The 25438-nt window shown below is 73.7% G+C and carries 16 protein-coding genes; 6 read left to right on the top strand and 10 right to left on the bottom strand.

What is annotated here, in order from left to right; translation table 11 throughout:
* Positions 1–4957, top strand: a 4957-nt coding sequence (locus VIW71_RS01735) for an SAV_2336 N-terminal domain-related protein (protein WP_331620018.1), incomplete at its 5' end; no start/stop codon positions are given.
* A 151-nt stretch (positions 4958–5108) separates the two neighbouring features.
* Here the strand turns inward: VIW71_RS01735 and VIW71_RS01730 are convergent.
* Positions 5109–6647: a PucR family transcriptional regulator gene (locus VIW71_RS01730; protein ID WP_331620017.1), complete on the bottom strand. Its 1539-nt coding sequence runs from the start codon at positions 6645–6647 to the stop codon at positions 5109–5111.
* A 212-nt stretch (positions 6648–6859) separates the two neighbouring features.
* Complete coding sequence (locus tag VIW71_RS01725; RefSeq protein ID WP_331620026.1) at positions 6860–8968, bottom strand: ATP-binding protein; 2109 nt, start codon at positions 8966–8968, stop codon at positions 6860–6862.
* 270 nt (positions 8969–9238) lie between these two features.
* Between VIW71_RS01725 and gabT the strand changes: the two genes are divergently transcribed.
* Entirely contained in the window at positions 9239–10570 is a 1332-nt protein-coding gene (gabT, locus tag VIW71_RS01720) for a 4-aminobutyrate--2-oxoglutarate transaminase (RefSeq protein WP_331620016.1), read from the top strand.
* A 240-nt stretch (positions 10571–10810) separates the two neighbouring features.
* The gene (locus VIW71_RS01715) at positions 10811–11635 is read left to right on the top strand and encodes a phosphatase PAP2 family protein (protein ID WP_331620015.1); all 825 of its coding nucleotides are present in this window, start codon (positions 10811–10813) and stop codon (positions 11633–11635) included.
* A 14-nt stretch (positions 11636–11649) separates the two neighbouring features.
* On the opposite strand, the gene VIW71_RS01710 is transcribed toward VIW71_RS01715, so the two are convergent.
* From VIW71_RS01710 to VIW71_RS01675, 8 genes are all read right to left on the bottom strand, one after another.
* The gene (locus tag VIW71_RS01710) at positions 11650–13170 is read right to left on the bottom strand and encodes a CoA-acylating methylmalonate-semialdehyde dehydrogenase (protein ID WP_331620013.1); all 1521 of its coding nucleotides are present in this window, start codon (positions 13168–13170) and stop codon (positions 11650–11652) included.
* A 146-nt stretch (positions 13171–13316) separates the two neighbouring features.
* Positions 13317–13790: a hypothetical protein gene (locus VIW71_RS01705; RefSeq protein ID WP_331620012.1), complete on the bottom strand. Its 474-nt coding sequence runs from the start codon at positions 13788–13790 to the stop codon at positions 13317–13319.
* Between the two features lie 98 nt (positions 13791–13888).
* Positions 13889–15283: an NAD(P)/FAD-dependent oxidoreductase gene (locus VIW71_RS01700; RefSeq protein WP_331620011.1), complete on the bottom strand. Its 1395-nt coding sequence runs from the start codon at positions 15281–15283 to the stop codon at positions 13889–13891.
* 46 nt (positions 15284–15329) lie between these two features.
* Positions 15330–16151, bottom strand: coding sequence for an ABC transporter permease (locus tag VIW71_RS01695; protein ID WP_331620009.1), 822 nt, complete (start codon positions 16149–16151; stop codon positions 15330–15332).
* Complete coding sequence (locus VIW71_RS01690) at positions 16151–17086, bottom strand: ABC transporter permease (RefSeq protein WP_331620007.1); 936 nt, start codon at positions 17084–17086, stop codon at positions 16151–16153. Before VIW71_RS01690 ends, VIW71_RS01695 begins: the two co-directional genes overlap by 1 nt.
* Positions 17083–18267 (bottom strand): ABC transporter ATP-binding protein, encoded by a 1185-nt coding sequence (locus VIW71_RS01685; RefSeq protein WP_331620005.1) that lies wholly within the window; start codon positions 18265–18267, stop codon positions 17083–17085. The genes VIW71_RS01690 and VIW71_RS01685 overlap by 4 nt, the downstream gene beginning before the upstream one ends.
* Before the next feature lie 113 nt (positions 18268–18380).
* On the bottom strand, positions 18381–19613 hold the full coding sequence (locus tag VIW71_RS01680; RefSeq protein ID WP_331620004.1) for a polyamine ABC transporter substrate-binding protein: 1233 nt from the start codon (positions 19611–19613) through the stop codon (positions 18381–18383).
* A gap of 53 nt (positions 19614–19666) precedes the next feature.
* Positions 19667–21181 (bottom strand): gamma-aminobutyraldehyde dehydrogenase, encoded by a 1515-nt coding sequence (locus tag VIW71_RS01675; RefSeq protein ID WP_331620003.1) that lies wholly within the window; start codon positions 21179–21181, stop codon positions 19667–19669.
* 600 nt (positions 21182–21781) lie between these two features.
* On the opposite strand from VIW71_RS01675, the gene VIW71_RS01670 reads away from it, so the two are divergent.
* The 3 genes from VIW71_RS01670 (at position 21782) to VIW71_RS01660 (ending at position 25253) form a co-directional block, all read left to right on the top strand.
* Complete coding sequence (locus VIW71_RS01670; RefSeq protein WP_331620002.1) at positions 21782–23392, top strand: PucR family transcriptional regulator; 1611 nt, start codon at positions 21782–21784, stop codon at positions 23390–23392.
* A gap of 75 nt (positions 23393–23467) precedes the next feature.
* Positions 23468–24556, top strand: a complete 1089-nt coding sequence (locus VIW71_RS01665; protein ID WP_331620000.1) for an adenosine deaminase — start codon at positions 23468–23470, stop codon at positions 24554–24556.
* Positions 24557–24560: 4 nt separating this feature from the next.
* Complete coding sequence (locus tag VIW71_RS01660; RefSeq protein WP_331619999.1) at positions 24561–25253, top strand: glycerophosphodiester phosphodiesterase; 693 nt, start codon at positions 24561–24563, stop codon at positions 25251–25253.
* Positions 25254–25438 lie beyond the last annotated feature (185 nt).

The raw sequence follows: 25438 nt of genomic DNA, 5'->3' as shown, positions 1-25438 counted from the left end.
GGTCGGGCTGTTTCCGCTCGGCGCGGGCCGGACGGAGGGCGGCGTTGCCGCGTATGTCGTACGGGTCACCCAACCGGCTGCGCTCACCGGCGCGCTGGACCTCGCCCGCGCCCTGCGTCCGCTGCGGCAGACGGTCGACTCCCCCGGTCCCGCCCTGCTGGACGAGGAGGCCACCGCGCAGGCCACCGCCGAGGCGGGCCGGACGATCCCGGTCAGCCGGCCCGCCGCCGAACGCCGCTTCTCGGTGGACCTGCTGGTGGACACCGGTGCCACCATGGCCGTCTGGCACCGGCTGGCGGCCGAGCTGTGCACGCTGCTCGAACGGCACGGCGCCTTCGCGGCCGTGCGGTGCTGGTCGCTCGACACGGACGGCCCGGTGCCGCGGCTGGCGCCCTTCCGGCGCAGGCACGGCGGCGGGGAGCGCACCGACCGGGACGGCCGGCCCCCACGCGTGCCCCCGGCCCCGTCCCGGCCCGCGCACCCTCCCGGCCACGCCCTCTCCCGCCCTGCGCAGTCCACGCGCTGGTGGGGGCCGTTGGAGGATCCGACGCGGCGGGCCGTGCTGCTGGTGCTGACCGACGGGGTCGGACCGGCCTGGTACGGCGCGGAGTTACCGGAATACCTCGCGCGGGTCGCGGGTGAACGCCCTGCCGCCGCGCTCCAGGTGCTGCCGCGCCGGCTGTGGCACCGGACGGCCCTGCGTACGGTGCCGGTCGAGCTGCGGGTGGCGGACCCGGCGCGCCCTGTCGCCGAGGTGCGGACCACGGCCGCGCTCCCCGGGCCGCCGCGCGGCGAACGGCTTCCCGGCGTGCGGTGGCTGCCCGTCATGGAGGTGGACGGCAGCTGGCTCGCCCCTTGGGCGGGACTCGTCGCGGGCCGCGTACCCGGCTGGACCCCGATGCTGGCCGCCCCCGTCCGCGGCGTGTCCCGTCCGCGCCGCGTTCCCGCGACCACCCCGCCCCCGGCCGGCCCCGCCGACCGCGTCGCCCGCTTCCGCGCGGGCTCCTCCCCGGACGCCTTCCGCCTCGCCTGCCATCTCGCGGCGGCGCCCCTCAGCCTCCCCGTCATGCGGCTCGTCCAGCAGGCCACGATGCCGCGGTCCGGCCCGACCGACCTGGCCCAGCTCTTCCTCTCCGGCCTCATCGGACGCCGAGGCGAGCTGCGCCCCGACCCGGACGAGGTCGTGTACGACTTCGCCCCCGGGGTCCGCGACGAACTCCTGGCCGAGCTGACGCGCACGGAGTCCCTGCACGTTCTGGAGGACGTGCTGGCGAAGGTCTCGGGGCGGGTGGCCGCGACGTTCGGGGGCACCCTGGACTTCCGTGCGCTGGCCGCGCTCGCGGAGGGCGGGGCCGTGTCCGCGGTGGACGGTGACGGCGCGGGTACGGGGTCGCGCCGACTGCTCCCCGAAGCCAGCCTGCCCTTCGCCGAGGTCGCGGTGGCGGTACTGAGCGGTGCGGGAGGCCAGCACACGTCGCTGGCCGCACGGCTGGCGGCAGCGGCGGAGGGGCGGAGCTGGGCACCGGGGGAAGGCGAGCGGGAGGGAACCCGGTCGCCGGACGAACCCCGCGCGGTCCCGCACCCGGAGTTCCTGCGGCCGGTGCCGGCTGTCGTCAGCCCGCCGGACCCCGAGACGATGATCGGCCGCGCGACCGAACTGGCCGAGCTGGAGCAGGCGTTGCGGCCGGCCGCGCGGCGCCGGGGCGACTGGCGCCAGGCCACGCCGTCCGTCGTGCTGATCGACTGCCGACCGCGCATGAGCGGCAATCGTCTCGTCCAGGAGTACGTACGGCGGTACGGCGGCAGGCACAGCTTCATCCACTGGATCGACGCCAGCGACGACGACTCCCTCGACGAGGGACTGCGCGCGCTGGGCGCCGCCCTGGGGAGCCCGTCGGACTTCATCGAGGACATCTGGGACACGCTCCAGGTCCGTGAGGACTGGCTGCTGGTGCTGGACCGGCTCCCGGCGGACCGCGGCATCGGCATCAACGTTCCCCACGTTCCCCGTTTCGGCCGCGGCGGGGTGATCGTCACCTCGGCGGGCCTGCACACCCACCGGCTGCTCAAGCGGCGCATCACTCTCGGCCCGCTGACCCGCGCCGAGATCGCCGAGTATCTGACGGCCGTCCTGGGACCCCGGCTGCCGCAAGGAGACGAGGAGGCACGAAGAAGGGTGCTGCGGCTCGCCGAGACGCTGCCCACGGACCCCGCCGAACTGGCGCTGCTCGATGTCGGCGCCCTTTTCGCCGCCGACACCCCGGACCCGGCGACCGACCCGCCTCCCCTGCCTCCCCACGAGCCCGCGACCGGCGTGGCCCCCCGGCCGCTGCACGAATGGACGGCCGTGAAGGGCGACCGCGGCCTCGCCGGGTTCGTCCGCGGCGGGAGCGTATGGCTGGCGGCGGCGGGATACGGCAGTCCCGTACGTCTCTGGGGTTCCGCCGAGGGTGCGGCGAAGGGCTCGGCGATCTCCGATGCCGCCGGCGCCGTCCAGACACTCGCGGTCTTTCCCGACGCCACGGGGCGCCCGGTGCTCGCCGTCGTCGGGGTCGGCGGCGCCGTGGTGATCCGCGAACTCCCCTCCGGGGCAAGGCAGTACAGCTTCCAGCCGTACGGGGTCCTCGCCGCGGACCTGGTCACCGCGTTCGTCCGCGCGGACGGGCGGCGGATCCTGGTGACCGCGCGCCGCGACTCCGCCGTGCGGTTCTGGGACGCGACGACCGGCGACGCGGTGGACTCGCCGCTGACGGAGCACGTCTCCCGTGTCAGGGCGCTCACCGTCGTCACCGCACGCGACGGCCGCCGCCTCGCCGTGATCGTGCACGAGAAGGACCGGTCGGCGGAAGTCCGGGACACGGTGACCGGCGAGCAGGTCGTCAGCCCGCTGCCGGCCGGACTCGCCGGCGTCGAGGCGCTCGCCACGGTACGCGTCCAGGGCCGGCCCGACCTGATCGCCGCGATCAGGCGTGACGCCGTGGTCGAACTGTGGGACACCGCGACCGGCGGGCTCGCCGCCCGCCTGGACACGCGGGCGCGGTGGCACCTGGTGGCGGTCGCCTCCTTCGACGGCCCGCACGGCGAACCGCTGCTGGCCACCGCCAGCGCCGAGGGCAGGGCCCAGGTGTGGGACCTGCGCTCCGTGCTTCCGCCGCCGCCCGCCCGGGGGCCGGCCGGCCTGTCCGCCGGAGAGTACGCGCGGTGGCTGGTCCATCTCCTCGACACGGGAGAGGGCGTCCCCCCGGACGTACTGGACCTGCTGCTGTCGGGCGAAGGGAGCCTCGTGGAGTGGCCGCCGGGCGAAGGCTGGCGTCGGCTCGTCGAGAAGAGACTGCTCACCGAGCGTTCGTCCCACACCGTACGGCTGGCCAGTGCGGAACGGTTTCGGCTGCTCGACGCCGAGGCCATGGACGCGCAGCGAGCCGACGCCGTCGCGTCGGACCTGTTCGACGCCGTCCGCCGTCTGTGTGCCGAGCCCACGGCCGACCCGGACACCTGGCGCCCGTACGAGGTCCTGCGCCCGGTGCTGCCCGTGCTGACCCAGCGCATGATGGACTGGCCGCGAACGGGGGCCGCGGGGCCCGGCCACACGGTGTCCGCCCTCACCTTCGTCGCGCGCTGCGGGCGGTTTCATCTCCTGCACGGTGACCCGGTGGAAGCGGACCGGCTGGTAGAGATGGTGGAGGCCTCGGTCGGGCCCGACGACCATTCCCCTGGCAGGGACCGGCGCGAGGCGGACGCGGTGCGCACGGAGCTCGACGTCGTCTCGCTGCGGGCCAGGTCGGCCGTCGGCCGGGTCGCGGCGGCACACGAACGGTGCCGCGCCGTCCTCAGTGTCAGGCCGTTCGCACCCCAGGCGGTGGAGGCGCTGCTGAGCGGGGCCGAACTCGCCCTGTGGGAGGGCGACTTCCAGGTCGCGGAGGAAATGCTGGCCGACGCGGCGGCGTTGGCGGAGCCCGACGCCGGGTCGACCCGCTCGGTCCGGCGGTCGCGGGCCCGGTATGACATCGTCACCGGGCGGCTGGGTGACGCGGCCCGCGAGCTGCGGTCGGACAGCGCCCGCCGGAAAAGACCGGCACCGGCCGCCCCGGGGGACATCGACGCTGAGACGGCGGAGTTGCTGGCGATGGGCCGGCGAAGACACCTGCGCGGCTCGCTGAACGCGGTGACCGACGATCTGGCCGCGGACCGGGAACGCGCGGGCACCCTGCCCGAGGTATGGGGAGTCTGGCTGGAGATGTGGTCGCCCCCGGGCGGTGCCCGCAGCGGTGTCCCCAACCTCGTCGGGATGGAGCCGACGTTCGCCGCCCAGGAAGGCGGACGAGAAGGGGTGCGCGACAGTTTCCAGGCTCTGGCGGCGGTGGTCCCGACGGAGTACCTCGATCTCCAGGTGGCGTTGACGGAGCTGGTCGCCGAGGGCGCGGTCCGCTACGCCACCGGCGTGCTGTGGGGACCGGCGCCGCAGCACATGATGTCCGGGAGCACGCTGCGGAACATCGCTGAAGCGGAGAACCTGATCAACGGCATGGGGGAACTCGGCACCCGGCTGCGGCACCGACGGCCACACCTGTACGCGCGGCTCAGGACCGCCGAAGGCCGCGTATTGCTCGCCGGCGGCTACCGCGACGCGGCCAGGGCGGCACTCACGGCGGCGACCGAGGTCACCACCCGGGTCTTCGGCGCGCGGTCCCCGCTGTTGCCCCGCCTCGAACTGCTGACGGCCTGCGCCCACCACCTGGACGGACGCACCCGCGAGGCGGAGCAGCACGTGTCCGCGGCCGAGTCGCTGCTCGACGACCTCTACGGCCGCGGCCCCCACCAGGACCGCGTCACCGCCCTCCGGGCCCGCTCCCGGCTCGCGGTCACCCCCGCCGCCCGCGAGGACGCCGGCGCCCGCGCCGAAGCGATGGCCACCCGCCTCCTCCGCGATGTCGAGGGCACCCGCACCGACGCCTGACGGCCTTCCCCGAGGACCGGGACGGCGGTGCGGCCCCCGAGGCCCGGCGGCACGGCCTCCCAGGGGCCACGGGAGGGCTCATTCCCCTTGGCGCGGGGCGGCACCCCGCTGCCGGGGACGGCGACGGCACCCCGTCCCGCCGGCCCGGCCGCTACGGCTTCGTCTTCAGGGCCAGCCACAGCTCCATCCGCACGTCGGGGTCGTCCAGGGAGCGGCCGAGGATCTCCTCGACGCGGCGCATGCGGTAGCGGAGGGTGTGGCGGTGCACCCCCAGATCCGCGGCGGCGGCGTCCCACTGGCCGTGGTGGGCGAGCCACGCGGCGAGGGAGGCGACGAGGTCGCCGCGGGAGGTGGCGTCGTGTTCGCGCAGGGGGCGCAGCAGGCCCTCCGCGAAGGCGCGGACCGCGTCGTCGGCGAGCAGCGGCACGACCGAGCCGGCGCCGACTTCGCCGTGTTCGACCAGGTTGCGGCCTCGGCGCAGGGCGACAGCGAGGGCGCGTTCGGCCTGGCGGTGGGCCTCGGGGACGCCGGCCGGGTGGACGGGCCCGGACAGGCCCGCCGCCAGCGCGTCCGCGCCTTCGGCGAGGTCGGCCACTGTGGCGAGGGCTCCCGCGTCCTCGGCGGCGAGCACGATCAGGCGGGGGCCCTCGCGGACGGTGAGCATGGGTTCGCCGGCGCGGTAGGCGGCTGCCTCCGCGCGTTCGGCCAGCACTCCGACGGCCTCGGGGCCCGCCTGGGGATCGGCGGGTTCGGCGATGAGCAACCGCAGGGACTGGTCGAACAGCGTGCCGTAGAGGCTGCCCGCGACGCTGCGGGCGTGTTCCGGTTCGCCCGCGAGCAGCATCCGCAGCAGGGCCGCGGCGAGGCGGGCCTGGGCGTCCTGGAGGGTGCGGGACTGTTCGAGGGAGAGGGTGAGCAGGGCGACCGCCGCGTGCACGACGTACCGGGCGGACGTGTCGAGGCGTTCTTCCGTACCGACGGCGAGGAAGCCGCGGGGGCGGCGTCCGGAGCCGAGGGACTGCAACTCCACGCGGTCCTCGGTGCCGGCCGGGCCGGCCACCGCCGAACTGGCCGGGGCCGGGGTGTCCCGCAGCCGGTCGATCTCGCCGGCCAGACGGGCGGCGCGGCGGCCGGCCCAGTCCGGCGCGGCGGCCAGCACCGCGCCGGAGGCGTCGTAAAGGGCGGCCCAGCCGTCGAGATGGGCGGCGAGACGGGAGAGCAGCGCGGCGGTGCCGTCGGGGGCGAGGGCGGCGCGGGTGAGGTCGCGCTGCGCCTCGAAGCCGGCGGTGACCGCCTTGTACTGGTCGGCGGCGATCGCCGCGGAGACCGCTTTGCTGATGGCGATGAAAGGGGTTCTGCGGGGTACTTCCAGCAGCGGAAGCCGTGCCTGCGCGGCGGCGGTGACCAGTGCGGACGGCACCTCGTCGTGCCCGATCCCGACGCCGAAACCGACGCCGACCACGCCCGCCGCGGCGAGCCGCCGTACATAGGCCCGCATCGCGGCGGCATCGTCGACGTCCAGCTTGAGGCCGGTGGTCAGCAGCAGTTCGCCGCCTTCCAGATACGGTCCTGGGTCGTCCAGTTCGCTGGTGTGCACCCAGCGGACCTCCGCGTCGAGCCGGTCGCCGCCGGCCAGGGCGGTGAGCTTGAGCGCGGAGTGCTGCGCGAGCGACGCGAGGGTGAGGGGCATGGGGACCTGGGTACGGGTTGACGGACGCGCGACACGGTTACGGACGCGCGACGGACGACGGACGACCTGCGGTACGGACGGCCCGCGGGATACGGATGGCCTGCGGATGACGGACAAGCTACGGGATTTGGCCGACCGGTAGCGCTCGGCACCCCCAAGTGTGCCGCACCGTCCATCTCGACGTATACGACGTCCCTGCCGGTCTCGCGCGCTCAGGCCCGCAGATCCAGCAGTATCGGCGGCGCGTGGTCGCCGGTCGTGGTGGTCAGGGAGAGTACGGCGTGCCCCGCGGGCACGCCGTGGGCCAGGTCGGAGGCGGACCAGCGCTCGCGTTCCACCTGCCGTACCGTGACGGACTCCGTGGTGGCGGCCACGCCGGTGAACAGCCGCCGCACCCCGCGGGAGGTGCGTCGCAGCAGGCCGCCGGACTGGTCGGGGGTGCGGGTGACGTCCTGCGCCTCCACCCACGTGGTGCCCCAGGCCTCGGCGAACCGCCGGCCGTCCCAGGTGGTGACCCCGGACAGCGCCATCCGGCAGCCGACCGCGCCGAGCAGGGCGCTGCGCAGGTGCTCCGGGACGTCGTCCAGGGTGCGCAGGGTGAGCAGTACACCGGCGTTGGCGGACCGCAGGCGGGCCAGGCCGGCTACGGCGTCGGCGGTGACGGTGTGGGAGGCGTCGTCCAGCACCAGGCAGGCGAAGAGGGAGCGGTCGCGGCGCGCGGTGACGGCGGCGGTGAACTGCGCGAGCACCAGCCGGGTCAGGATGCGGGAGGCTTCGGCGTGGCCGCGTTCGGGGAGGTCGATACGGACCCGCAGCGGGTGTTCGAGGGCGTACATCGAGAACGGCCGGGAGCGGCCGGTGACGTCGAAGAACCCGGCGAAGGCGGGCCGGTCCAGGAGCGCGACCCGGTCGGCGAGGAGGTGGCCGATGTCGTCGGGGCGGGCCGCCTGGCGCATCCGGGCGTCGAGTTCCCGGACCATGCCGGGGGCGCCGGCCGCGTCGAGCGCGTCGCGCAGGGCGGCGTACGCGTGCGGGGTGCCGTCGAGGAGTTCGCGCAGTTCGGTGACGGACGGGAAGCGGCCGTGGGCGGCGGCGTAGGGGCCGAGGAGCTGGCCGAGCGCGGTGGCGGCGCGGCGCCGGCCGCCCTCCTCGGTGCCGTGCGCGTCGAGCAGCGCCTCGGCGAGGGCACCGGCGGCGATGTCCGGGTCGGCGCCGCCGTACAGGTCGAGGTCGTAGCGGGAGGTGGGGTCGGCCAGCGAGATCACCACGTCGTACGCGTCGGCCGGGCCGAGGTCGGCGCCGGCCGAGCCGACCGCCACGACGGCGGCCTGCCCGGTGAGCGCCTGGAGGCAGAGCGATTCGACCACCGGGCGGACGAGTCGGCGGGTCTTGCCGGAGCCGGGCGGGCCGACGGCGAGCAGCCCGGTGCCCAGCAGCGTCGGGTCCAGGGCGATGCCGGCGCCGCGGTGCCGGTAGGGGTTGCGCGCGTCGTCGGCGCCGAGGCCGATCCGCACCTGCCGGGTGAGCAGGTCGTGCGGGAAGCCGCGGTGCGGCAGGTCCCGGTGGCCCGACGGGTGTCCGCAGGCGTCCGAGCCGTGCCGCAGCACGACCTCGGTGAACGCGTCGAGCCGGCCGGGATCGGCCTGGACTCCGGCCCAGGCGCGGTGGATACGGGCGTAGTCCACGTCGTTCATCCGGCCGGTGCGGACGTCGGTGGTGAGGCGGTCGGCGAGGGCGAACTGCCGGGCGGCGCGCAGTTCGGGCCAGGCCACGGGGTCGGGGCGGCCGTCGTCGGGGGCGGCGCCGGGGCTGGGGGCGTCCCACATGCCGCGCAGCACGGGCCGGGCGTAACGGCGGTAGACCTCGGGCCAGTTGCCGAGCCGGCCGAAGATCCAGGCGAGCAGCGCGCCGAACAGCGCGTAGTAGATGTCGGAGGCGACGGCGAAGGCGTGTGCGTCGCCGGTGCCGGCCCGCCAGGCGTCGGGCGTGAACCAGATCAGCGGCCAGATCCAGAACGGGAGGTAGCCGTTCCAGCACAGCGACCACACCAGCAGTCCGGACAGCAGGGCGAGGACGGCGCCGCCGATCAGCCGGCGGTCCGGCAACCGGTCGGGGTCGGGGGCCGGCCGCGGCGTGTGCCCGTAGCCGTAGATGCCGGGGGCGTCCACCTCTCGGGGCGTGCGCAGCCAGATCTCCAGCGCGGACGCCGGCGGCGCCTGCGCGGGCATCGGCGGCGGGACGGTGGGGCGCGGCAGCGGGGCACCGTCGGGTTTGCGCGGGACGCCGCCGTGGCCGAACCGCTGTGTGCCCTCGTAGTCCATGGCGTCCATGGCGCGTGCCCCTCGCCCCTCGTCTCCGACGATGCGCTCAATGTAGTCGAGCCGCTACCCGCGCATAGGGATCTTCCGAGACGGTGACCGGTCCGCCCGCGGCGCGCGCGTGCGGACATCCCGCGCCGCGCGCCGCCTTGGCCGATCCGTAGCAAGCGGGGCCGGGAGTGCTACCTATCGGCGTATGCGGGCGCGCCGGACCCCGGCCTAGCCTGCCAAAAGCACGTGTGTGCCGTATGCCGTTCGAGGAGATCGCCCACCATGACCGAATTGCCCCAGGAGCGTCGGCTCGTCACCGCCATTCCCGGCCCGAAGTCCCAGGAGCTGCTGGCCCGCAAGTCCGCGGCGGTCGCGAACGGGGTCGGGGTCACCCTGCCCGTGTTCGTGGCGAAGGCCGGCGGCGGCGTGCTGGAGGACATCGACGGCAACCGCCTGATCGACTTCGGTTCCGGCATCGCCGTCACCTCGGTCGGCAACAGCGCGGAGGCGGTCGTCCGGCGGGCCTCCGCGCAGCTCGCCGACTTCACCCACACCTGTTTCATGATCACGCCGTACGAGGGGTACGTGGAGGTCGCCGAGCGGCTCGCGGAGCTGACGCCGGGCGACCACCCCAAGAAGTCGGCGCTGTTCAACTCCGGCGCGGAGGCGGTGGAGAACGCAGTGAAGATCGCCCGCGCGTACACCAAGCGCACCGCGGTCGTCGTCTTCGACCACGGCTACCACGGCCGCACCAATCTGACGATGGCGCTGACCGCGAAGAACATGCCGTACAAGGAGGGCTTCGGGCCCTTCGCGCCCGAGGTCCACCGGGTGCCGCTGGCGTACGGCTACCGGTGGCTGACCGGCCCGGAGCACGCGGCGGAGGAGGCGGCGGCCCAGGCGATCGACCAGATCACCAAGCAGATCGGCGCGGACCACGTGGCGGCGATCGTGATCGAGCCGATCGCGGGCGAGGGCGGCTTCATCGAGCCCGCCAAGGGGTTCCTGCCGCGGATGGCGCAGTTCGCCAAGGAGAACGGGATCGTGTTCGTCGCGGACGAGATCCAGACCGGCTTCTGCCGGACCGGGCAGTGGTTCGCCTGCGAGGACGAGGGTGTGGTGCCGGACCTGATCACCACGGCCAAGGGCATCGCGGGCGGGCTGCCGCTGGCGGCGGTCACCGGGCGCGCGGAGATCATGGACGCGGCGCACGTGGGCGGCCTGGGCGGCACCTACGGCGGCAACCCGGTGGCCTGCGCGGCGGCGCTCGGCGCGATCGAGACCATGAAGGAGCTGGATCTGGCGGCCAGGGCGCGGCGGATCGGCGGGATCATGACGCCCCGGCTGCGCGCGATGCAGGAGAAGTTCCCGGTCATCGGCGAGGTCCGCGGGCGCGGCGCGATGATCGCGATCGAGCTGGTGCGGCCGGGCACGAAGGAACCGGACGCCGCCGCGACATCGGCGGTGGCGAAGGCGTGCCACGCGGCGGGCCTGGTCGTCCTCACCTGCGGCACGTACGGGAACGTGTTGCGCTTCCTTCCGCCGCTGGTCATCGGCGCGGATTTGCTGAACGAGGGGCTCGACATCGTCGAGGAGGCCCTTGCCGGGGTCTGAGACCCGGTGGTGAGCCCTGGTACGGGGCCCGGGTGCGTGCCCCCGGTCGCCCGGCACCGGTGGAAGCACCGCCGGGCGTGACCGCGGGTAACGAACGGGGGGGGCGTGAAGAAGGTGTGCGGGCCTGATGGCGGAGGGGTGGACGGCGCCCCAGCGGCCACACCGGTGACGTACGGTTTCCGAGGAACACCCCGCTCGGGGCCGACTCCGGTGGAGGCGGCTTCGCGCGACAACGCGCCGGTGAACCCCCATCACCGGCACGGCAGTGCCCTCGCGCACGACACCGCCGGGTCCGAAGGTGGCCCCGGTACACCTCGCCGATCGATCGGCCGTTCGTCCCACACCCCCCGGGGCGAGCGGTACGGCGATCGCCCTGGCCGCCCCGGAACTCTCCCCCCTGTTCCGGGGCGGCTGCCCTTCGCCGCCGCGCTCGCCGCACTCGGCGCGCTCCTGTTCACCCTGCTCACCTGGCAGGTCGCCGCGGACGGCCCGCTGGTCGCGCCCGACCGGCGGACCCTGCGCTGGTTCCAGGACGCCGCCGCCGCGTACCCGGCTTTCACCACGACGGCGCGCACCCTCTGCGACCTCGGCAACATCCAGGTCGCCGTGCCCGCGCTGCTCGTCGCGCTCTGCCTGAGCGCCCGCCTGGGACGCGTCGTCGCGCTCCCCCGCTGGTGGCTGCCGCCGCTGGCCGGGCTGCTGGCCATGTCCGCGGTCCCGGTGGTCGTCTCCCTCGTCAAGTCGGGCGTGGGCCGCCCCGCCCCGGGCAAGATCCACTCCGGTCCCACGGGCTACGGTTTCTTCCCCTCCGGCCACACCGCCACCTCCACGGTGGCCTACGGTGCGGCCGCCTTGCTCCTGCTGCCCTGGCTGCGGCGGCGAGCGGCCCGCCTCCTGCTGCTCACCGGGACCGCCGTCGTCGTCCTCGCGGTCGGCTTCTCCCTCGTGTGGTGCGACTACCACTGGCCGCTGGACGTGCTGGGGAGCTGGTGCCTGGCGCTGACGCTGCTGTCGGGCGTGGGGTGGGCGACCGGGGCCTCGGGCGGACCCGGTCGCCGAGAGTAGTGGCCGGGGAGGGCTCAGCTGTTGGTGGGGAAGCCGAGGTTGATGCCGCCGTGTGAAGGGTCGAGCCAGCGCTGGGTGACGGCTTTGCCGCGGGTGAAGAACTTCACACCGTCCTCGCCGTAGGCGTGGGCGTCGCCGAAGAGGGAGGCCTTCCAGCCGCCGAAGGAGTAGTAGGCGACGGGGACCGGGATGGGGACGTTGATGCCGACCATGCCGACCTCGACCTCGTGCTGGAAGCGGCGGGCGGCGCCGCCGTCGTTGGTGAACAGGGCGGTGCCGTTGCCGTACGGGTTGGCGTTGATCAGGTCGAGGCCGGCGTCGTAGGAGGGGACGCGGACGACGGACAGGACCGGGCCGAAGATCTCGTCGTCGTAGACGGACATGCCGGGGCGGACGTGGTCGAAGACCGTGGGGCCGAGCCAGAAGCCCTCGGCGGTGCTGCGGGCGTCGGGGGTGGCGTCGGTGATGGGGTGCTTGCGGCCGTCCACGACGAGTTCGGCGCCGTCGGTGACGCCCGCGTCGAGGTAGGAGGTGACCTTGTCGCGGTGGGCGCCGGTGACCAGCGGCCCCATCTCGGAGCCGGGGGCGCAGCCGGGGCCGACGGTGAGGCCGGTGATGCGCTGCTTGATCCTCTCGACGAGGTCGTCGCCGACCGGGTCGACGGCGACCAGCACGGAGACGGCCATGCAGCGTTCGCCGGCCGCGCCGAAGCCCGCGTTGACGGCGGCGTCGGCGGCCAGGTCGAGGTCGGCGTCGGGCAGCACGAGCATGTGGTTCTTGGCGCCGCCGAGGGCCTGGACGCGCTTGCCGTAACGGGTTCCGGTCTCGTACACGTACCGCGCGATGGGGGTGGAGCCGACGAAGGAGACTGCCTTGATGTCGGGGTGCTCCAGCAGCCGGTCGACGGTCGGCTTGTCGCCGTGGACGACGTTGAACACGCCGTCGGGCAAACCCGCCTCCTGCCACAGGCCGGCCAGGAAGTTCGCCGCGGAGGGGTCCTTCTCGGAGGGTTTGACGACGACGGTGTTGCCCGCGGCGATCGCCAGCGGGAAGAACCACATCGGCACCATCGCCGGGAAGTTGAAGGGCGAGATGATCGCGACCGGGCCGAGCGGCTGGCGGATGGAGTAGACGTCGATGCCGGTGGACGCCTGCTCGGTGAAGCCGCCCTTGATCAGGTGCGGGATGCCGCAGGCGTACTCCACGACCTCCAGGCCGCGGGCGATCTCGCCGAGCGCGTCGGAGTGCACCTTGCCGTGTTCGGAGACGATGATCTCGGCGAGTTCCCCGCGGCGGGCGTTGAGCAGTTCACGGAAGGCGAAGAGCACGGTGGTGCGCTTGGCGACCGAGGCGTGCCGCCACTGCTGGAACGCCTCGAGGGCGGCACTGACCGCCTGGTCGACGACGTCGTTGGCCGCGAAGTCCACCTGGCCGCTGATCGCGCCGGTGGCGGGGTCGTACACCTCGCCGCGGCGTTCCGCGGTGCCGGTCCACGACCGGCCGGCGATCCAATGAGTGATGTGAGTGGGCGTCACGGGCTGACCCTTCCGTCGTCGTCTGCCGCCAGTGTCGCCACGGCGGACCGCGGCCCACAAGCACCATGCTGTCGGCGTACGGCGGACGCGCCTTACAACCTGACTGCCGGGGGCTGTTCTCCCGGAATGTTCTCCCGGAACCAGTCTCACTCTTCCGCGAGCGCCGCCGCGGCCTCGTGCATGGCCAGTCCCAGCGCCGCCGGATCGGTGAGGTGCCCGGTGCCGTCGGGGGGTACCAGCCAGCGCACGCCGCCGGTCGGCCGCCCCGGGTAGGGCACCACGATCCATGTCCCGCGCCCGGCCGCTTGTACTCCTGTGCCGAGCGGGCGCGCCGCCGTACCGGGGGGTACGAAGAAGCCCGTCCGGGAGTCGCCGAAGTCGGCGAGCACCGGTCCTGGCCGGTTCGTCAGCCGGGTGAGCACGTCCAGGGTGGGGTAGCCGAGGTCACCGGTGAGGATGAGGACGTCCCACCTGCGGCCGGCCGGCAGCATTGTCACCCCGAGGGGGTCGCGCTCCCACTCCCGCCGGCACCCCTCGGGATCGGGCGCCACCGACACCAGCCAGTCGACCGCGTCTTTCGCTCCGCCGCTGACCATGTCCCGCCCTCCGTTCGTCGGCATGACGACTGTTGTCGGTGGAGAGAGCCGGAGAGGCGGGGATCCTTACGCGGGTTTTCCTGCTTTCGGGTGAGAGCGGGCCGGTGCACACGCAGGCGGGCTCACGTGTCGAAGCCGAGCCCGGCCCGGTCCAGCACCCGCAGCCACAGGTTGCGGCGTCCTTCGGAGGCGTCGGCCCTGGCCAGCGACCACCGGGTGAGCCCGATCCCCACCGAGGCCAGCGGCTCGGGCGGGAACGGCACCGGTTTGCGGCGCACCATCGCCAGCCGGGTGCGCTCGGTGGCCTGTCCCTTCAGCAGATCGAGCATCACCTCGGCGCCGAACCGGGCGGCCCCCACCCCGAGCCCGGTGTACCCGGCGGCGTAGGCGACCCGCCCCCCGTACGCGGTGCCGAAGTACGCCGAGAACCGCGTGCACGTGTCGATCGCCCCGCCCCACGTGTGGCTGAAGCGCAGGCCCTCCAGTTGCGGGAAGCAGGCGAAGAAGTGCCGGGCAAGGGTGAGACTGGTCTCCGGGCGGTGGTCGTAGTCGGCGCTCATCCGGCCGCCGCGCGGGTGGATCGCGTCGTAGCCGCCCCACAGGACGCGGTTGTCGGGGGTGAGCCGGAAGTAGTGGAACCGGTTGGCCGAGTCGGCGAGTCCCTGCCGGCCGCGCCAGCCGACCGACGCAAGCTGCGCCGGGGTGAGGGGTTCGGTGACCAGCGCGTAGTCGTAGACCGGCACAGTGTACGGGCGGGCCCGCCGGATCAGGGAGCGGAAGACCCCGGTGCCGAGGGCGGCCTGATGGGCGCGGACCCTGCCGTACGGGGTGCGGACCGCGAGCGCGGCCCCGTCCCGGACGAGCGCCGTCGCGGGCGTGCGCTCGTAGATCCGTACGCCCAGGTCGGCGGCGGCGCGCCGCAGGCCCCAGGCGAGCCTGGCCGGATGTACCAGGGCGACGCCGCGGCGGTCGTGGAGCCCGCCGTGGAAGGTGGGCGAGTCCACCTCCGCGCGCATCGCGTCGCGGTCCAGGAGTTCCAGGCCGATGCCGTACGTCGCGGCGGTGTCGGCCGCCTCCCGCAGCTCTTCCCACTGGTAGCCGGCGGTGGCCACCTGGATCTCGCCGGTCCGCTCGAAGGCGCAGTCGATCCGGTAGCGGCCGACCGCCTCCTCGATGGCGTCGAGGTTGCGGTCGCCGAGTTCCTGGAGGACGTCGAACTCGCCGGGCCAGCGGGCCAGTCCGTTGCGGAAACCGTGGGTGAGGGTGGCGGCGCAGAACCCGCCGTTGCGCCCGGTCCCGGCCCAGCCGATCCGGTCGGCCTCGACCAGCACCACGTCCCGGCCGGGGTCGCGCTCCTTGGCGAGCAGCGCGGTCCACAGCCCGCTGTACCCGCCGCCGACCACCAGCAGGTCGCAGTGGTCCTGGCCGGTGAGCGCGGGCTGCGCGGCGGGCCTGCCGGGGTCGTCCAGCCAGTACGGTACGGGCTCGGCGTCGGCCAGGCTGCGGGCTGGGTCCATGGTCCTCACACCTTCATGACGAACTGTCCGGTACGCATCGGGAGGGTCAGGCGCGCGCCTTCCTGCGTCCGCCGAGGAACTGCCCGGCCAGTACCAGCAGCACCGCGATGGCGAACATCGCCGTGCCGATCACGTTGACCTGGACCGGCGTGCCGCGCTGCGCGGAGCCCCAGACGAACATCGGGAAGGTCACCGTGCTGCCCGCGTTGAAGCTGGTCATGATGTAGTCGTCGAAGGACAGCGCGAAGGAGAGCAGGGCGCCGGCCGCGATGCCGGGCGCGGCCAGCGGCAGGGTGACCCGCCAGAAGGTCTGCGCCGGGGAGGCGTACAGGTCCTGTGCGGCCTGCTCCAGGCGCGGGTCCATGCTCATCACCCGGGCCTTGACGGCGGTGACCACGAAGCTCAGGCAGAACATGATGTGCGCGATGAGGATGGCCCAGAAGCCGAACTGGATGCGCATGTTGAGGAAGAGGGTGCCGAGCGAGGCGCCCATCACCACCTCGGGCATCGCCATCGGCAGGAAGATCAGCATGTTGGTGGCGGTGCGGCCCCGGAAACGGTAGCGGGCCAGCGCGAAGGCGGTCATGGTGCCCAGCACGGTGGCACCGATCGTCGCCCAGACCGCGACCTTCAGGCTGAGGGTGAGCGAGCCGCACATGTCGGCGACGCCGCAGGGGTGCCGCCAGGCGTCGGTGGAGAACTCGTTCCAGGTGTAGTTGTAGCGGCCCTTCGGCTTGTTGAAGGAGAAGAGCAGCACGACGAGGTTGGGCACGATGAGGTACGCCAGCGCGAGCAGGCCCGCGATCACCACGAGGTTCCTGCGCAGCCAGCGGACCGGTCCGGCCGTCCGGTTCAGGGGTGGGCGCATCAGACCAGCTCCTCCGTTCCCGCTTTGCGGATGTAGAGGGTGACGACCGCCAGGATGACCGCCATCAGGATGAAGGACAGAGCGGCGGCCGTCGGATAGTCGAGCACCCGCAGGAACTGCGACTGGATGACGTTGCCGATCATCTTCTGGTTGGTGGAGCCCAGCAACTCGGCGTTGATGTAGTCGCCGGACGCCGGGATGAAGGTGAGCAGGGTGCCGGCCACCACGCCGGGCAGCGAGAGGGGAAAGGTCACCTTGCGGAAGGTGGTGAACGGGGTCGCGTACAGGTCGCCCGACGCCTCGTGGAGGCGGCCGTCCACTCGTTCCAGTGAGGTGTAGAGCGGAAGGATCATGAACGGCAGGAAGTTGTAGGTGAGGCCGCAGACGACGGCCAGCGGGGTGGCCATCACCCGCTCCCCCTCGGTGACGCCCAGCCAGGACGTGACGTCCAGCAGGTGGATGTCGTTCAGGAAGGACACCACCGGGCTCTGGTCGGCGAGGATCGTCTCCCAGGCCAGGGTGCGGATCAGGAAGCTGGTGAAGAACGGCGCGATGACCAGGACGAGGACCAGGTTGCGCCAGCGGCCGGCCCGGAAGGCGATGGTGTACGCCAGCGGGTAGCCGATCGCGAGGCACAGCGCGGTGGCGATGCCGGAGTAGACCAGCGACCGCAGGAAGTGCGGCCAGTACTCCTCCAGGGCGTCCCAGTAGGTGGCGAAGTGCCAGGTGACCTCGAAGCCGGTGTCCAGGGAGCCGGTCTGTACGGAGGTGGACGCCTGGTAGACCATCGGGGCGACGAAGAACACCAGCAGCCAGGCGACGCCCGCGACGAGCAGCAGATACGGGATGCGGCGGCGCCGCGCGGCGGCCTTCTTCAGTGCGCGGGCCCCGGGCGCGGCGGGCGCGTCCAGGACGGGTGGGGCGGCGGCGGTCATGCGGCGGCACCCCCGGTCCCGGTGTCCTCGTCCGCGTCGGTCCCGGCGTCGATGTCCTGCGCCGCGTCCAGGCCGAAGGTGTGCTCGGGGTTCCAGTGCAGGACGACGGGCGCGCCGGGGACCAGGCGGCCGTCGCGCTCCACGTTCGGCACGAAGACCTCCAGCTCCGGGCCGACCGGGCTGTCGATCACGTACTGCGTGGACACGCCGATGAAGCTGGAGTCCACGATCCGGCCCTCGATGCGGTTGCGGCCCGCCGGGATGGCCTGCTCGTCGTCCCGGTGGGCCAGGGTGATCTTCTCCGGGCGGACCCCGGCCAGCACCCGGCCGCCGGTGGTGACCTGGGCCCGGCAACGGTCGGCGGGCAGCGTCAGCTTCCGGCCCGCCGCGACCAGTTGGAGGGTGCCGCCGCTGACGCCGGTCACCTCGGCGTCGATGAGGTTGGAGGTGCCGAGGAAGTTGGCGACGAACGTGGAGCCGGGGTTCTCGTACAGGTCGGCGGGCGCGCCCATCTGCTCGACCCGTCCGGCGTTCATCACCGCGACGGTGTCGGCCATGGTCATGGCCTCCTCCTGGTCATGGGTGACGTGCACGAAGGTGATGCCGACCTCGGTCTGGATGCGCTTGAGTTCGAGCTGCATCTGGCGGCGCAGCTTGAGGTCGAGGGCGCCCAGCGGTTCGTCCAGCAGCAGCACCTCGGGGTGGTTGATCAGGGCGCGGGCGACGGCGACCCGCTGCTGCTGACCGCCGGAGAGCTGGTGCGGTTTGCGGCGGGCCAGCGGGCCGAGCTGCACCAGCTCCAGCATCTCGCCGACCTGCTTCTTCACCGACTTGATGCCGCGGCGGCGCAGCCCGAAGGCGACGTTCTCGAAGATGTCGAGGTGCGGGAAGAGCGCGTAGTTCTGGAAGACGGTGTTGACCGGGCGCTTGTACGGGGGCAGGGCCGTGACGTCCTGGCCGCCGAGCAGCACCGAACCGGCGGAGGGGGCCTCCAGCCCGGCGATCATCCGCAGGGTGGTGGTCTTGCCGCAGCCGGACGCACCGAGCAGCGCGAAGAAGGAGCCCGCCGGCACGGCGAGGTCCAGCGGGTGGACGGCGGTGAAGGAGCCGTAGCGCTTGCTGATCCCGGCGAGGCGGACGGCGTCGCCGGGTGCTTCGGGAGTGGTGGTGGGGGTCGTCATGGAGGGTCCTCGTCGGGAGTACGGGGCGGGCGGGCGCGCGGGGAGCGGCGGGCGGCGGGCAGCGGGTCGGGCAGGCGCCGCCGGGAGGAGCATCGGACGCCGGTGAGTGGCGCTCACGCGCCGATGAGCTTGGCGAACTTCTCCTCGTACCGCGTCTCCTCGTCCTGGCTGAGGGAGCGGAAGGGGTGCGCCTTGGCGTCCATCGCCGCGTCCGGGAGGATCAGCGGGTTGCTCGCCAGGTCCGGGTCGATCTTCGCCAGCTCCTCGCGCACCCCGGCGACCGGGCAGACGTAGTTGATCCACGCGGCGAGCTCGGCGGCGACCGCCGGCTGGTAGTAGTAGTCGATGAGGCGTTCGGCGTTGCTCTTGTGCCGTGCCTTGGCGGGGACCAGCAGGTTGTCGGTGGAGGACATGTATCCGGCCTCGGGGAAGACGTACTCGATGTCGGGGTCGTCCACGCGCAGCTGTACCAGGTCGCCGGCCCACGCGACGCACGCCGCCAGGTCGCCCTTGCTGAGGCCGTCGGTGTAGTCGTTGCCGGTGAACTTGCGGATCTGCCCGCTGTCCACGGCCTTCTGCACGCGGGCCAGCGCGGCGTCGAAGGTGTCGTCGGTGACGGTCTCGGGCAGCTTGCCCATGTCCAGCAGCGTCATCCCGACCGTGTCGCGCATCTCGGAGAGCATCGCGACCTTGCCCTTGAGCGCGGGGTCGTCCAGCAGCTGGGAGATGGAGGTGACCGCGCGGCCCTTGGTGACCTTCTTGTTGTACGCGATACAGGTCGCGATGCCGGTCCAGGGGTAGGAGTAGGCGCGGCCCGGGTCCCAGTCGGGGCTGCGGAACCGCTGGCCGAGGTTGGCGTAGGCGTGCGGCAGGTGCGCGGGGTTGAGCGGCTGCGCCCAGCCGAGCCGGATCATGCGGGCGGCCAGCCAGTCGGTGAGGACCATCAGGTCGCGGCCGGTGTCCTGGCCCGCGGCGAGTTGCGGCTTGACCTTGCCGAAGAACTCGACGTTGTCGTTGATGTCCTCGGTGTACTTGACCTTGATGCCGGTCTGCCGGGTGAAGACGTCCAGGGTCGGGCGGTGCTTGCCGTCGTCGCTGACGTCGATGTACTCGGTCCAGTTGGAGAAGTTGACGACCTTCTCGGCGTCGGAGTGGTCGGTCGAGGCGGTGGAGTCGCCGGTGCGGCCCGCCGCCGGGATGCCGCACGCGGTGAGACCGGCCGTGGCGACCGCGCCGAGCCCCACGGCGCGCAGCAGCGACCGGCGGCCGAGGGCGCCCCGGCCGCCGGTCGTGCTGCGGAGTATCGCCGCGCGCTGTGGCGGTGACAGGGTCTCGTACTGCTCCATGGATGAGGTGCCCTTCCGAGGGGACCGGCCGGTGGACGCCGGTTGCCGAGTGGTTATCGGTCTCCGAAAACGGTGCGGTGCCAGTCCTTCCGGGCGACCGCGGTGTTGTCGTACATGACGTGCTTGACCTGCGTGTACTCCTCGAAGGAGTACGTGGACATGTCCTTGCCGAAGCCGGAAAACTTCGCGCCGCCGTGCGGCATCTCGCTGATGATGGGGATGTGGTCGTTGATCCAGACGCAGCCGGCCGCGAGCTCCCGGCCGGCCCGGCCCGCGCGGTAGACGTCCCGTGTCCAGGCGGAGGCGGCCAGACCGTAGGGGGTGTCGTTGGCCAGCGCCAGGCCCTGGTCGTCGCCGTCGAAGGGCAGCACCGCCAGCACCGGCCCGAAGATCTCCCGCTGCACCGCCTCGCTGTCCTGCGGTGCGCCGCTGATCAGCGTCGGACGGTAGTACGCGCCCGCCGCGAGCTTGCCGCCGGGGGCTTCCCCGCCGGTGACGACGGTGGCATACGTACGGGCCCGCTCGACGATCGCTGCCACCCGGTCGCGGTGCGCGAACGAGATCAGCGGGCCGAGGTCGGTCGCGGGGTCGCGGGGGTCGCCGAGCCGGACGCCGGCCATCAGGTCGGCGACCGCGGTCACGAAGGCGTCGTACAGCGGACGCTGCACATAGGCGCGGGTCGCGGCGGTGCAGTCCTGGCCGCTGTTGATCAGCGCGGCGGCGACCGCGCCGTGCGCGGCGGCCTCCAGGTCGGCGTCGTCGAACACGACGAAGGGGGCCTTGCCGCCGAGTTCCAGGTGGAGGCGTTTGACGGTGCCGGCGGCGAGTTCGGCGATGCGCCTGCCGACGGCGGTGGAACCGGTGAAGGAGGTCATGGCGACGTCCGGGTGCGCGACGAGGTGTTCGCCGGCGACCGGGCCGGTGCCCGTGACGATGTTGATCACCCCCGCGGGAACTCCGGCGTCCGCCGCCGCCCGCGCGAACATCAGGCTGGTCAGCGGTGTCAGCTCGGACGGCTTGAGCACGACGGTGTTGCCCGCGGCGACCGCCGGGAGGATCTTCCAGGCGGCCATCTGGAGCGGGTAGTTCCACGGCGCGACGGACCCGATCACGCCGATCGGCTCGCGCCGCACGTACGAGGTGTGGTCCGGGCTGTACTCCGCGGCCGCCTTGCCCTCCAGATGCCGGGCGGCGCCCGCGAAGAACGCCGTGTTGTCCACGGTGCCGGGCACGTCGAACCCGCTGCTGAGCTTGATCGGTTTCCCGCACTGGAGGGTCTCGGCGCGGGCGAGGTCGTCCGCGCGCTCGGCGAGCTGCGCGGCGAGCCGGTACAGCACCTCGGAGCGCTCCCCGGGGCTCGCCCCGGCCCACCCCGGCAGCGCCTCCTTCGCACTGCGTACCGCGGCGTCCACGTCGCCCGGCCCGGCGGTCTCATAGGTCCACACCGTCCGCCCCGTCGCGGGGTCGACAACGGAATACGCAGCCCCGCCGGTACCGCTGCGCGGCTCGCCCCCGATGAACTGGGCTCCACCGCTCGGCATCCCCACCACGCCGGTCACGTGCTCCATCACGCTTCTCCTCGCCTCCGCGCCCTTCCTCGCCCGTGCTTGGCAGCGTGGTCAAAGTCTGGATTGGTGGCTGATCCTGGCAGAGTAGCCTGGCTCCAACAAGGGATTCCGTTGTTGCCTTTTGGTTACGCGACGAAATCTGTGCCATACGCTGTCGCGAACCACGGAGATGCCCGTGCCTGGCGGCGCGGGGCCGTCTTCCCACCCGCCCTCCGCGCGCGTGGGTGGGCGGGTGCGGGCCCCCTGCGGGTGCCTTGCGTCCGCAGGGAGCCGCCCGTCCTGCGGACGGGGATGCCGGAGGACCGTCCTCTTCGGGGGATGCCTCGCGGCCGGCGGCCGTCCTCGGGGGACCCCGTCCGCACGGCAGGCGCGGGCGCGGCCCCGGGGCGGACAGCCGCCGACGGCGGGAACCACCGCAGGGGAACGCATCCGCCCACCCGTCCGCGCGGGCGTGCTGCGGGCGGGCGCGGCCCCGGGCCGCCAGGTGCGGGCACTCCGCGCGACGGGCGCGCCTCCTCCCGGAACCGCCCCCCACGGGGACCCGCACTCCGCCCGCGAACCGAACCGTAGACGTACCCCCCCGACCGGAGGTCACCGGAGATGCCGAGCGTCGCCGAAGTGCTGGAGCTGGATGTGGTGCGGCGCGGAGCGCCGCGGGTCGTGGCCGGAGCGGCCGGGATGGCCGCGGAAGTCCGCTGGGTCCACGTGAGCGAGCTCGCCGACATCGCCGGCATGCTCCGCGGCGGCGAACTCGTCCTGACCACCGGAGTCATGCTCCCCGAGGACAAGGAGGGCCTCGCCCGCTACGTGGACGCCCTCGCCGACATCAGCGCCGCCGGCCTCCTCGTCGAGCTGGGCCGCCGGTACGCCGACGCCCTGCCGAAAGCCCTCGTGCGGGCCGCCGAACGGCGCGGCCTCCCACTGATCGCCCTCGTCAACGAGGTCCGCTTCGTGGCCGTGACCGAGGCCGTGCACGCCCTCGTGGTCAACAGCCAGCTCACCGAGCTGCGCGCCTCGGAGGCCGTGCACCAGACGTTCAACGAGCTGGCCGTGGAGGGCGCCGAGCCCGCCGCCGTGGTCCGCGAGGTCGCCCGGATGGCGGGCGCGCCGGTCGTCCTGGAGAACCTCTCCCACCAGGTGCTGGCCTTCGACCCGGCGGGCCGGGACCCAGAAGCGCTGCTGGAGGACTGGGAGCGACGCTCCCGGGCCGTCACCCCGCCGGGCCGGACCGGCCACGACGACCGCACCGGCTGGCTGGTCACCGCTGTCGGCGCCCGGGGCCGCGACTGGGGCCGCCTCGTCCTGCTGAGCGACGAGGTTGCCGACCGCGCCCCGCGCCGCCACACCGTCCTCCTGGAGCGCGCCGCCGCGACCCTGGCGCTCGGCCGCCTGCTCGACCGCGATCAGGAGTCCCTGGAACGCCAGACCCACCGCACCCTGCTCTCCGGCATCCTCACCCACGCTCTCACCGTCTCCGACGTGAATCTGCGCGCCCGCGCGCTCGGCGTCCCGCTGGAGGGCCGCCGGCTGGTCGGCGTGATGCTGCGGCAGCGCGGCGGCCCGCCCTCGGCCGCGCTGGAGGCCCAGGCCCGGCTGCGGGACTTCACGGAGGCAGCCGCCCTCGCCGTTCGGGAACGCGGCCTGACCGCGCTGACCGGCACGCTCGACGACGGCGCGGTGGGCGTACTCGTCTCGCTGGGGCCGCACGACGACGAGCAGTCGGCGCTGGACCGCCTGGCCACGGCGCTCAAGGCGGGGCCGCCGTTCGTCATGGCGGCCGGTTCCTCGGTGGGCGCCCTGCGCGACGCCCGCCGCACCCTGCTGGAGGCCGCGCAGATCGCCGACGCGGCCCTGCACGGCGAACCGGACGTCGGCGGCCGGGGCTACTACCGCCTGCCCGACATCCGGCTGCGCGGCCTGCTCCACCTGCTGCGCGACGACGCGCGCCTGCAGACATACGTGGAAAGGGAGCTCGGCCCGCTGCTGGCGCACGACGCCGAGCACGGCACCGACCTGGTCCGCATCCTCGGCGTCTACCTGGCCTGCGGGCGCAACAAGTCCGCCGCCGCCGACGCCGCCCACCTGTCCCGCCCCTCCTTCTACGACCGGCTGCGCCGGGTGGAGCGGATCCTCGGCGTCGACCTCGACCAGGTCGAGTCGTGCCTGTCGCTGCACGTGGCGCTGCTGGCGCTGGACGCGGTACGGCGCTGAGCCGCCACCCGGGCCGGCGTCCGCACCCGCCCCGTACGATGAACCGCAATGTTCCGCCTGGGAGAGGACCCCCGCATGCCCGACACCGCACCCGCACCCGGTCAAGGACTCGACGCGGGGATCGCCGCGGCGTCCGGTACGGACGGCGGCCTGGACGCCTTCATCGCCGGGCTCCCCAAGGCCGAGCTGCACGTCCACCACGTGGGTTCCGCCTCGCCGCGGATCGTGGCCGAACTGGCCGCCCGCCACCCGGACTCCGCGGTGCCCGCCGACCCGGCCGCCCTCGCCGACTACTTCTCCTTCCAGGACTTCGCCCACTTCATCCAGGTCTACCTCTCGGTGGTGGACCTGGTCCGGGACGCCGAGGACGTGCGGCTGCTCACCTTCGAGGTGGCCAGGGACATGGCCCGGCAGAACATCCGGTACGCCGAGCTGACCGTGACCCCGTACAGCTCGACCCGGCGCGGCATTCCGGGGCCGGCGTTCATGGAGGCGATCGAGGACGCGCGGAAGGCGGCGGAGGCGGAGCTCGGGGTGACGCTGCGCTGGTGCTTCGACATTCCGGGCGAGGCCGGGCTGCCCTCGGCGGAGGAGACGCTGCGGCTGGCGCTGGACCTGCGGCCGGAGGGCCTGGTCTCGTTCGGCCTGGGCGGGCCGGAGATCGGCGTGCCGCGCCCGCAGTTCAAGCCGTACTTCGACCAGGCGCGGGCGGCCGGGCTGCGCAGCGTGCCGCACGCCGGCGAGACCACCGGCCCGGAGACGATCTGGGACGCGCTCACCGAGCTGGGCGCCGAGCGGATCGGCCATGGGACCAGCGCCGTACAGGACCCGAGGCTGCTGGCACACCTGGCCGAGCACCGCATCCCGCTGGAGGTCTGCCCGACCTCCAACATCGCCACCCGCGCGGTCGCCAGCCTCGACGAGCACCCGATCAGGGAGATGGTCGCGGCCGGTGTGCCGGTCACCGTGAACAGCGACGACCCGCCGATGTTCGGCACCGACCTCAACACGGAGTACGCGGTCGCCGCCCGCCTGCTGGGCCTGGACGCCGCCGGGGTGGCAGCGCTGGCCAGGAACGCGGTCGAGGCGTCGTTCCTCGACGCGGCGGGCAAGGCGCGGCTGGCCGGGGAGATCGACGCGTACACCGCGGCGTGGGGCGGCTGACCGGATGGCGCTGACGGTCGCCCACCGCGGCGACCCCTACCACTTCCGGGAGAACACTCTTCCGTCGCTGCGGTCCGCGCTGGTCAAGGGCGCGGACGTGGTGGAGGTCGACGTCCGGCTCACCCGGGACGGCGTCCCCGTCCTGCTGCACGACGCGACGCTGGAACGGCTCTGGGGCCACTCCACGCCGGTGAGCGGGTCGACTTCCCGCGAGGTGCGCGAGCTGACCGGCGGCGGTGTGCCGACCCTCGCGGACGCGCTCGCCGAACTGGGCGGCCACGCCCGGGGCCGGATGCTGCTGGACCTCACGGAGGCGGGTCAGGCGGCGCCGTCCGTCGCAGCGGTCGCCGCCGCCGGCCTGGACGGACGGGTCTACTACTGCGGGGAGCTGCCCGCGATGCGCGCGGTGCGGGCGCTGGATCCGGCAGCGGAGATCGCCATGACCTGGAAGACGTCCGTGCGGCCCGCGAAGTCGCTGCTCGCCGATCTCGCCCCGCGCTGGCTGAACCTGCGGTTCGGGCTGGTCGACGCGCCGACGGTCGCGTTCGCGCGGGACCGGGGCCTGCTCGTCGCCGCGTGGACCGCGGACTGGGAGCGCTCCATGTCCCGCCTCCTCGCCTTCGGCGTCGACTCGGTCACCACGAACCGCCTCACGGCACTGCAGCGGGTCCTGGCGCGCCGGCGCGCCCGCGCCTGACGGCGCGGGGTTCCGCCGCCGTGCACGGGCGGGAACAGCGGTGCGCCGGCGGCCGTTCTCGCCCCAGTCTGCGCTTCGCCCCCACTCGCGGCCGGACAGCCGCCGACGGCGGGGACCCCGTACAAGAGGGCCCGCGGACAGCGTCCTTCCCGCGCGGGCGGTGCGGCCGGTGCGGGCGGGAAGCA

The organism is Streptomyces sp. (genome assembly GCF_036524955.1).
Classification (GTDB): domain Bacteria; phylum Actinomycetota; class Actinomycetes; order Streptomycetales; family Streptomycetaceae; genus Actinacidiphila.
Note: the sequence above shows the minus strand (reverse complement) of the source record. Positions and strands in the feature narration are given on the sequence as shown.

Bases quoted from the DNA above. Each gene is read 5' to 3' on its own strand.
- VIW71_RS01730 (WP_331620017.1), bottom strand. From the start codon at position 6,647: ATGCCCCTCACCCTCGCGTCGCTCGCGCAGCACTCCGCGCTCAAGCTC.
- VIW71_RS01725 (WP_331620026.1), bottom strand. From the start codon at position 8,968: ATGGACTACGAGGGCACACAGCGGTTCGGCCACGGCGGCGTCCCGCGC.
- gabT (WP_331620016.1), top strand. From the start codon at position 9,239: ATGACCGAATTGCCCCAGGAGCGTCGGCTCGTCACCGCCATTCCCGGC.
- VIW71_RS01705 (WP_331620012.1), bottom strand. From the start codon at position 13,790: ATGCCGACGAACGGAGGGCGGGACATGGTCAGCGGCGGAGCGAAAGAC.
- VIW71_RS01700 (WP_331620011.1), bottom strand. From the start codon at position 15,283: ATGGACCCAGCCCGCAGCCTGGCCGACGCCGAGCCCGTACCGTACTGG.
- VIW71_RS01695 (WP_331620009.1), bottom strand. From the start codon at position 16,151: ATGCGCCCACCCCTGAACCGGACGGCCGGACCGGTCCGCTGGCTGCGC.
- VIW71_RS01690 (WP_331620007.1), bottom strand. From the start codon at position 17,086: ATGACCGCCGCCGCCCCACCCGTCCTGGACGCGCCCGCCGCGCCCGGG.
- VIW71_RS01685 (WP_331620005.1), bottom strand. From the start codon at position 18,267: ATGACGACCCCCACCACCACTCCCGAAGCACCCGGCGACGCCGTCCGC.
- VIW71_RS01680 (WP_331620004.1), bottom strand. From the start codon at position 19,613: ATGGAGCAGTACGAGACCCTGTCACCGCCACAGCGCGCGGCGATACTC.
- VIW71_RS01675 (WP_331620003.1), bottom strand. From the start codon at position 21,181: ATGGAGCACGTGACCGGCGTGGTGGGGATGCCGAGCGGTGGAGCCCAG.
- VIW71_RS01670 (WP_331620002.1), top strand. From the start codon at position 21,782: ATGCCGAGCGTCGCCGAAGTGCTGGAGCTGGATGTGGTGCGGCGCGGA.
- VIW71_RS01665 (WP_331620000.1), top strand. From the start codon at position 23,468: ATGCCCGACACCGCACCCGCACCCGGTCAAGGACTCGACGCGGGGATC.
- VIW71_RS01660 (WP_331619999.1), top strand. From the start codon at position 24,561: ATGGCGCTGACGGTCGCCCACCGCGGCGACCCCTACCACTTCCGGGAG.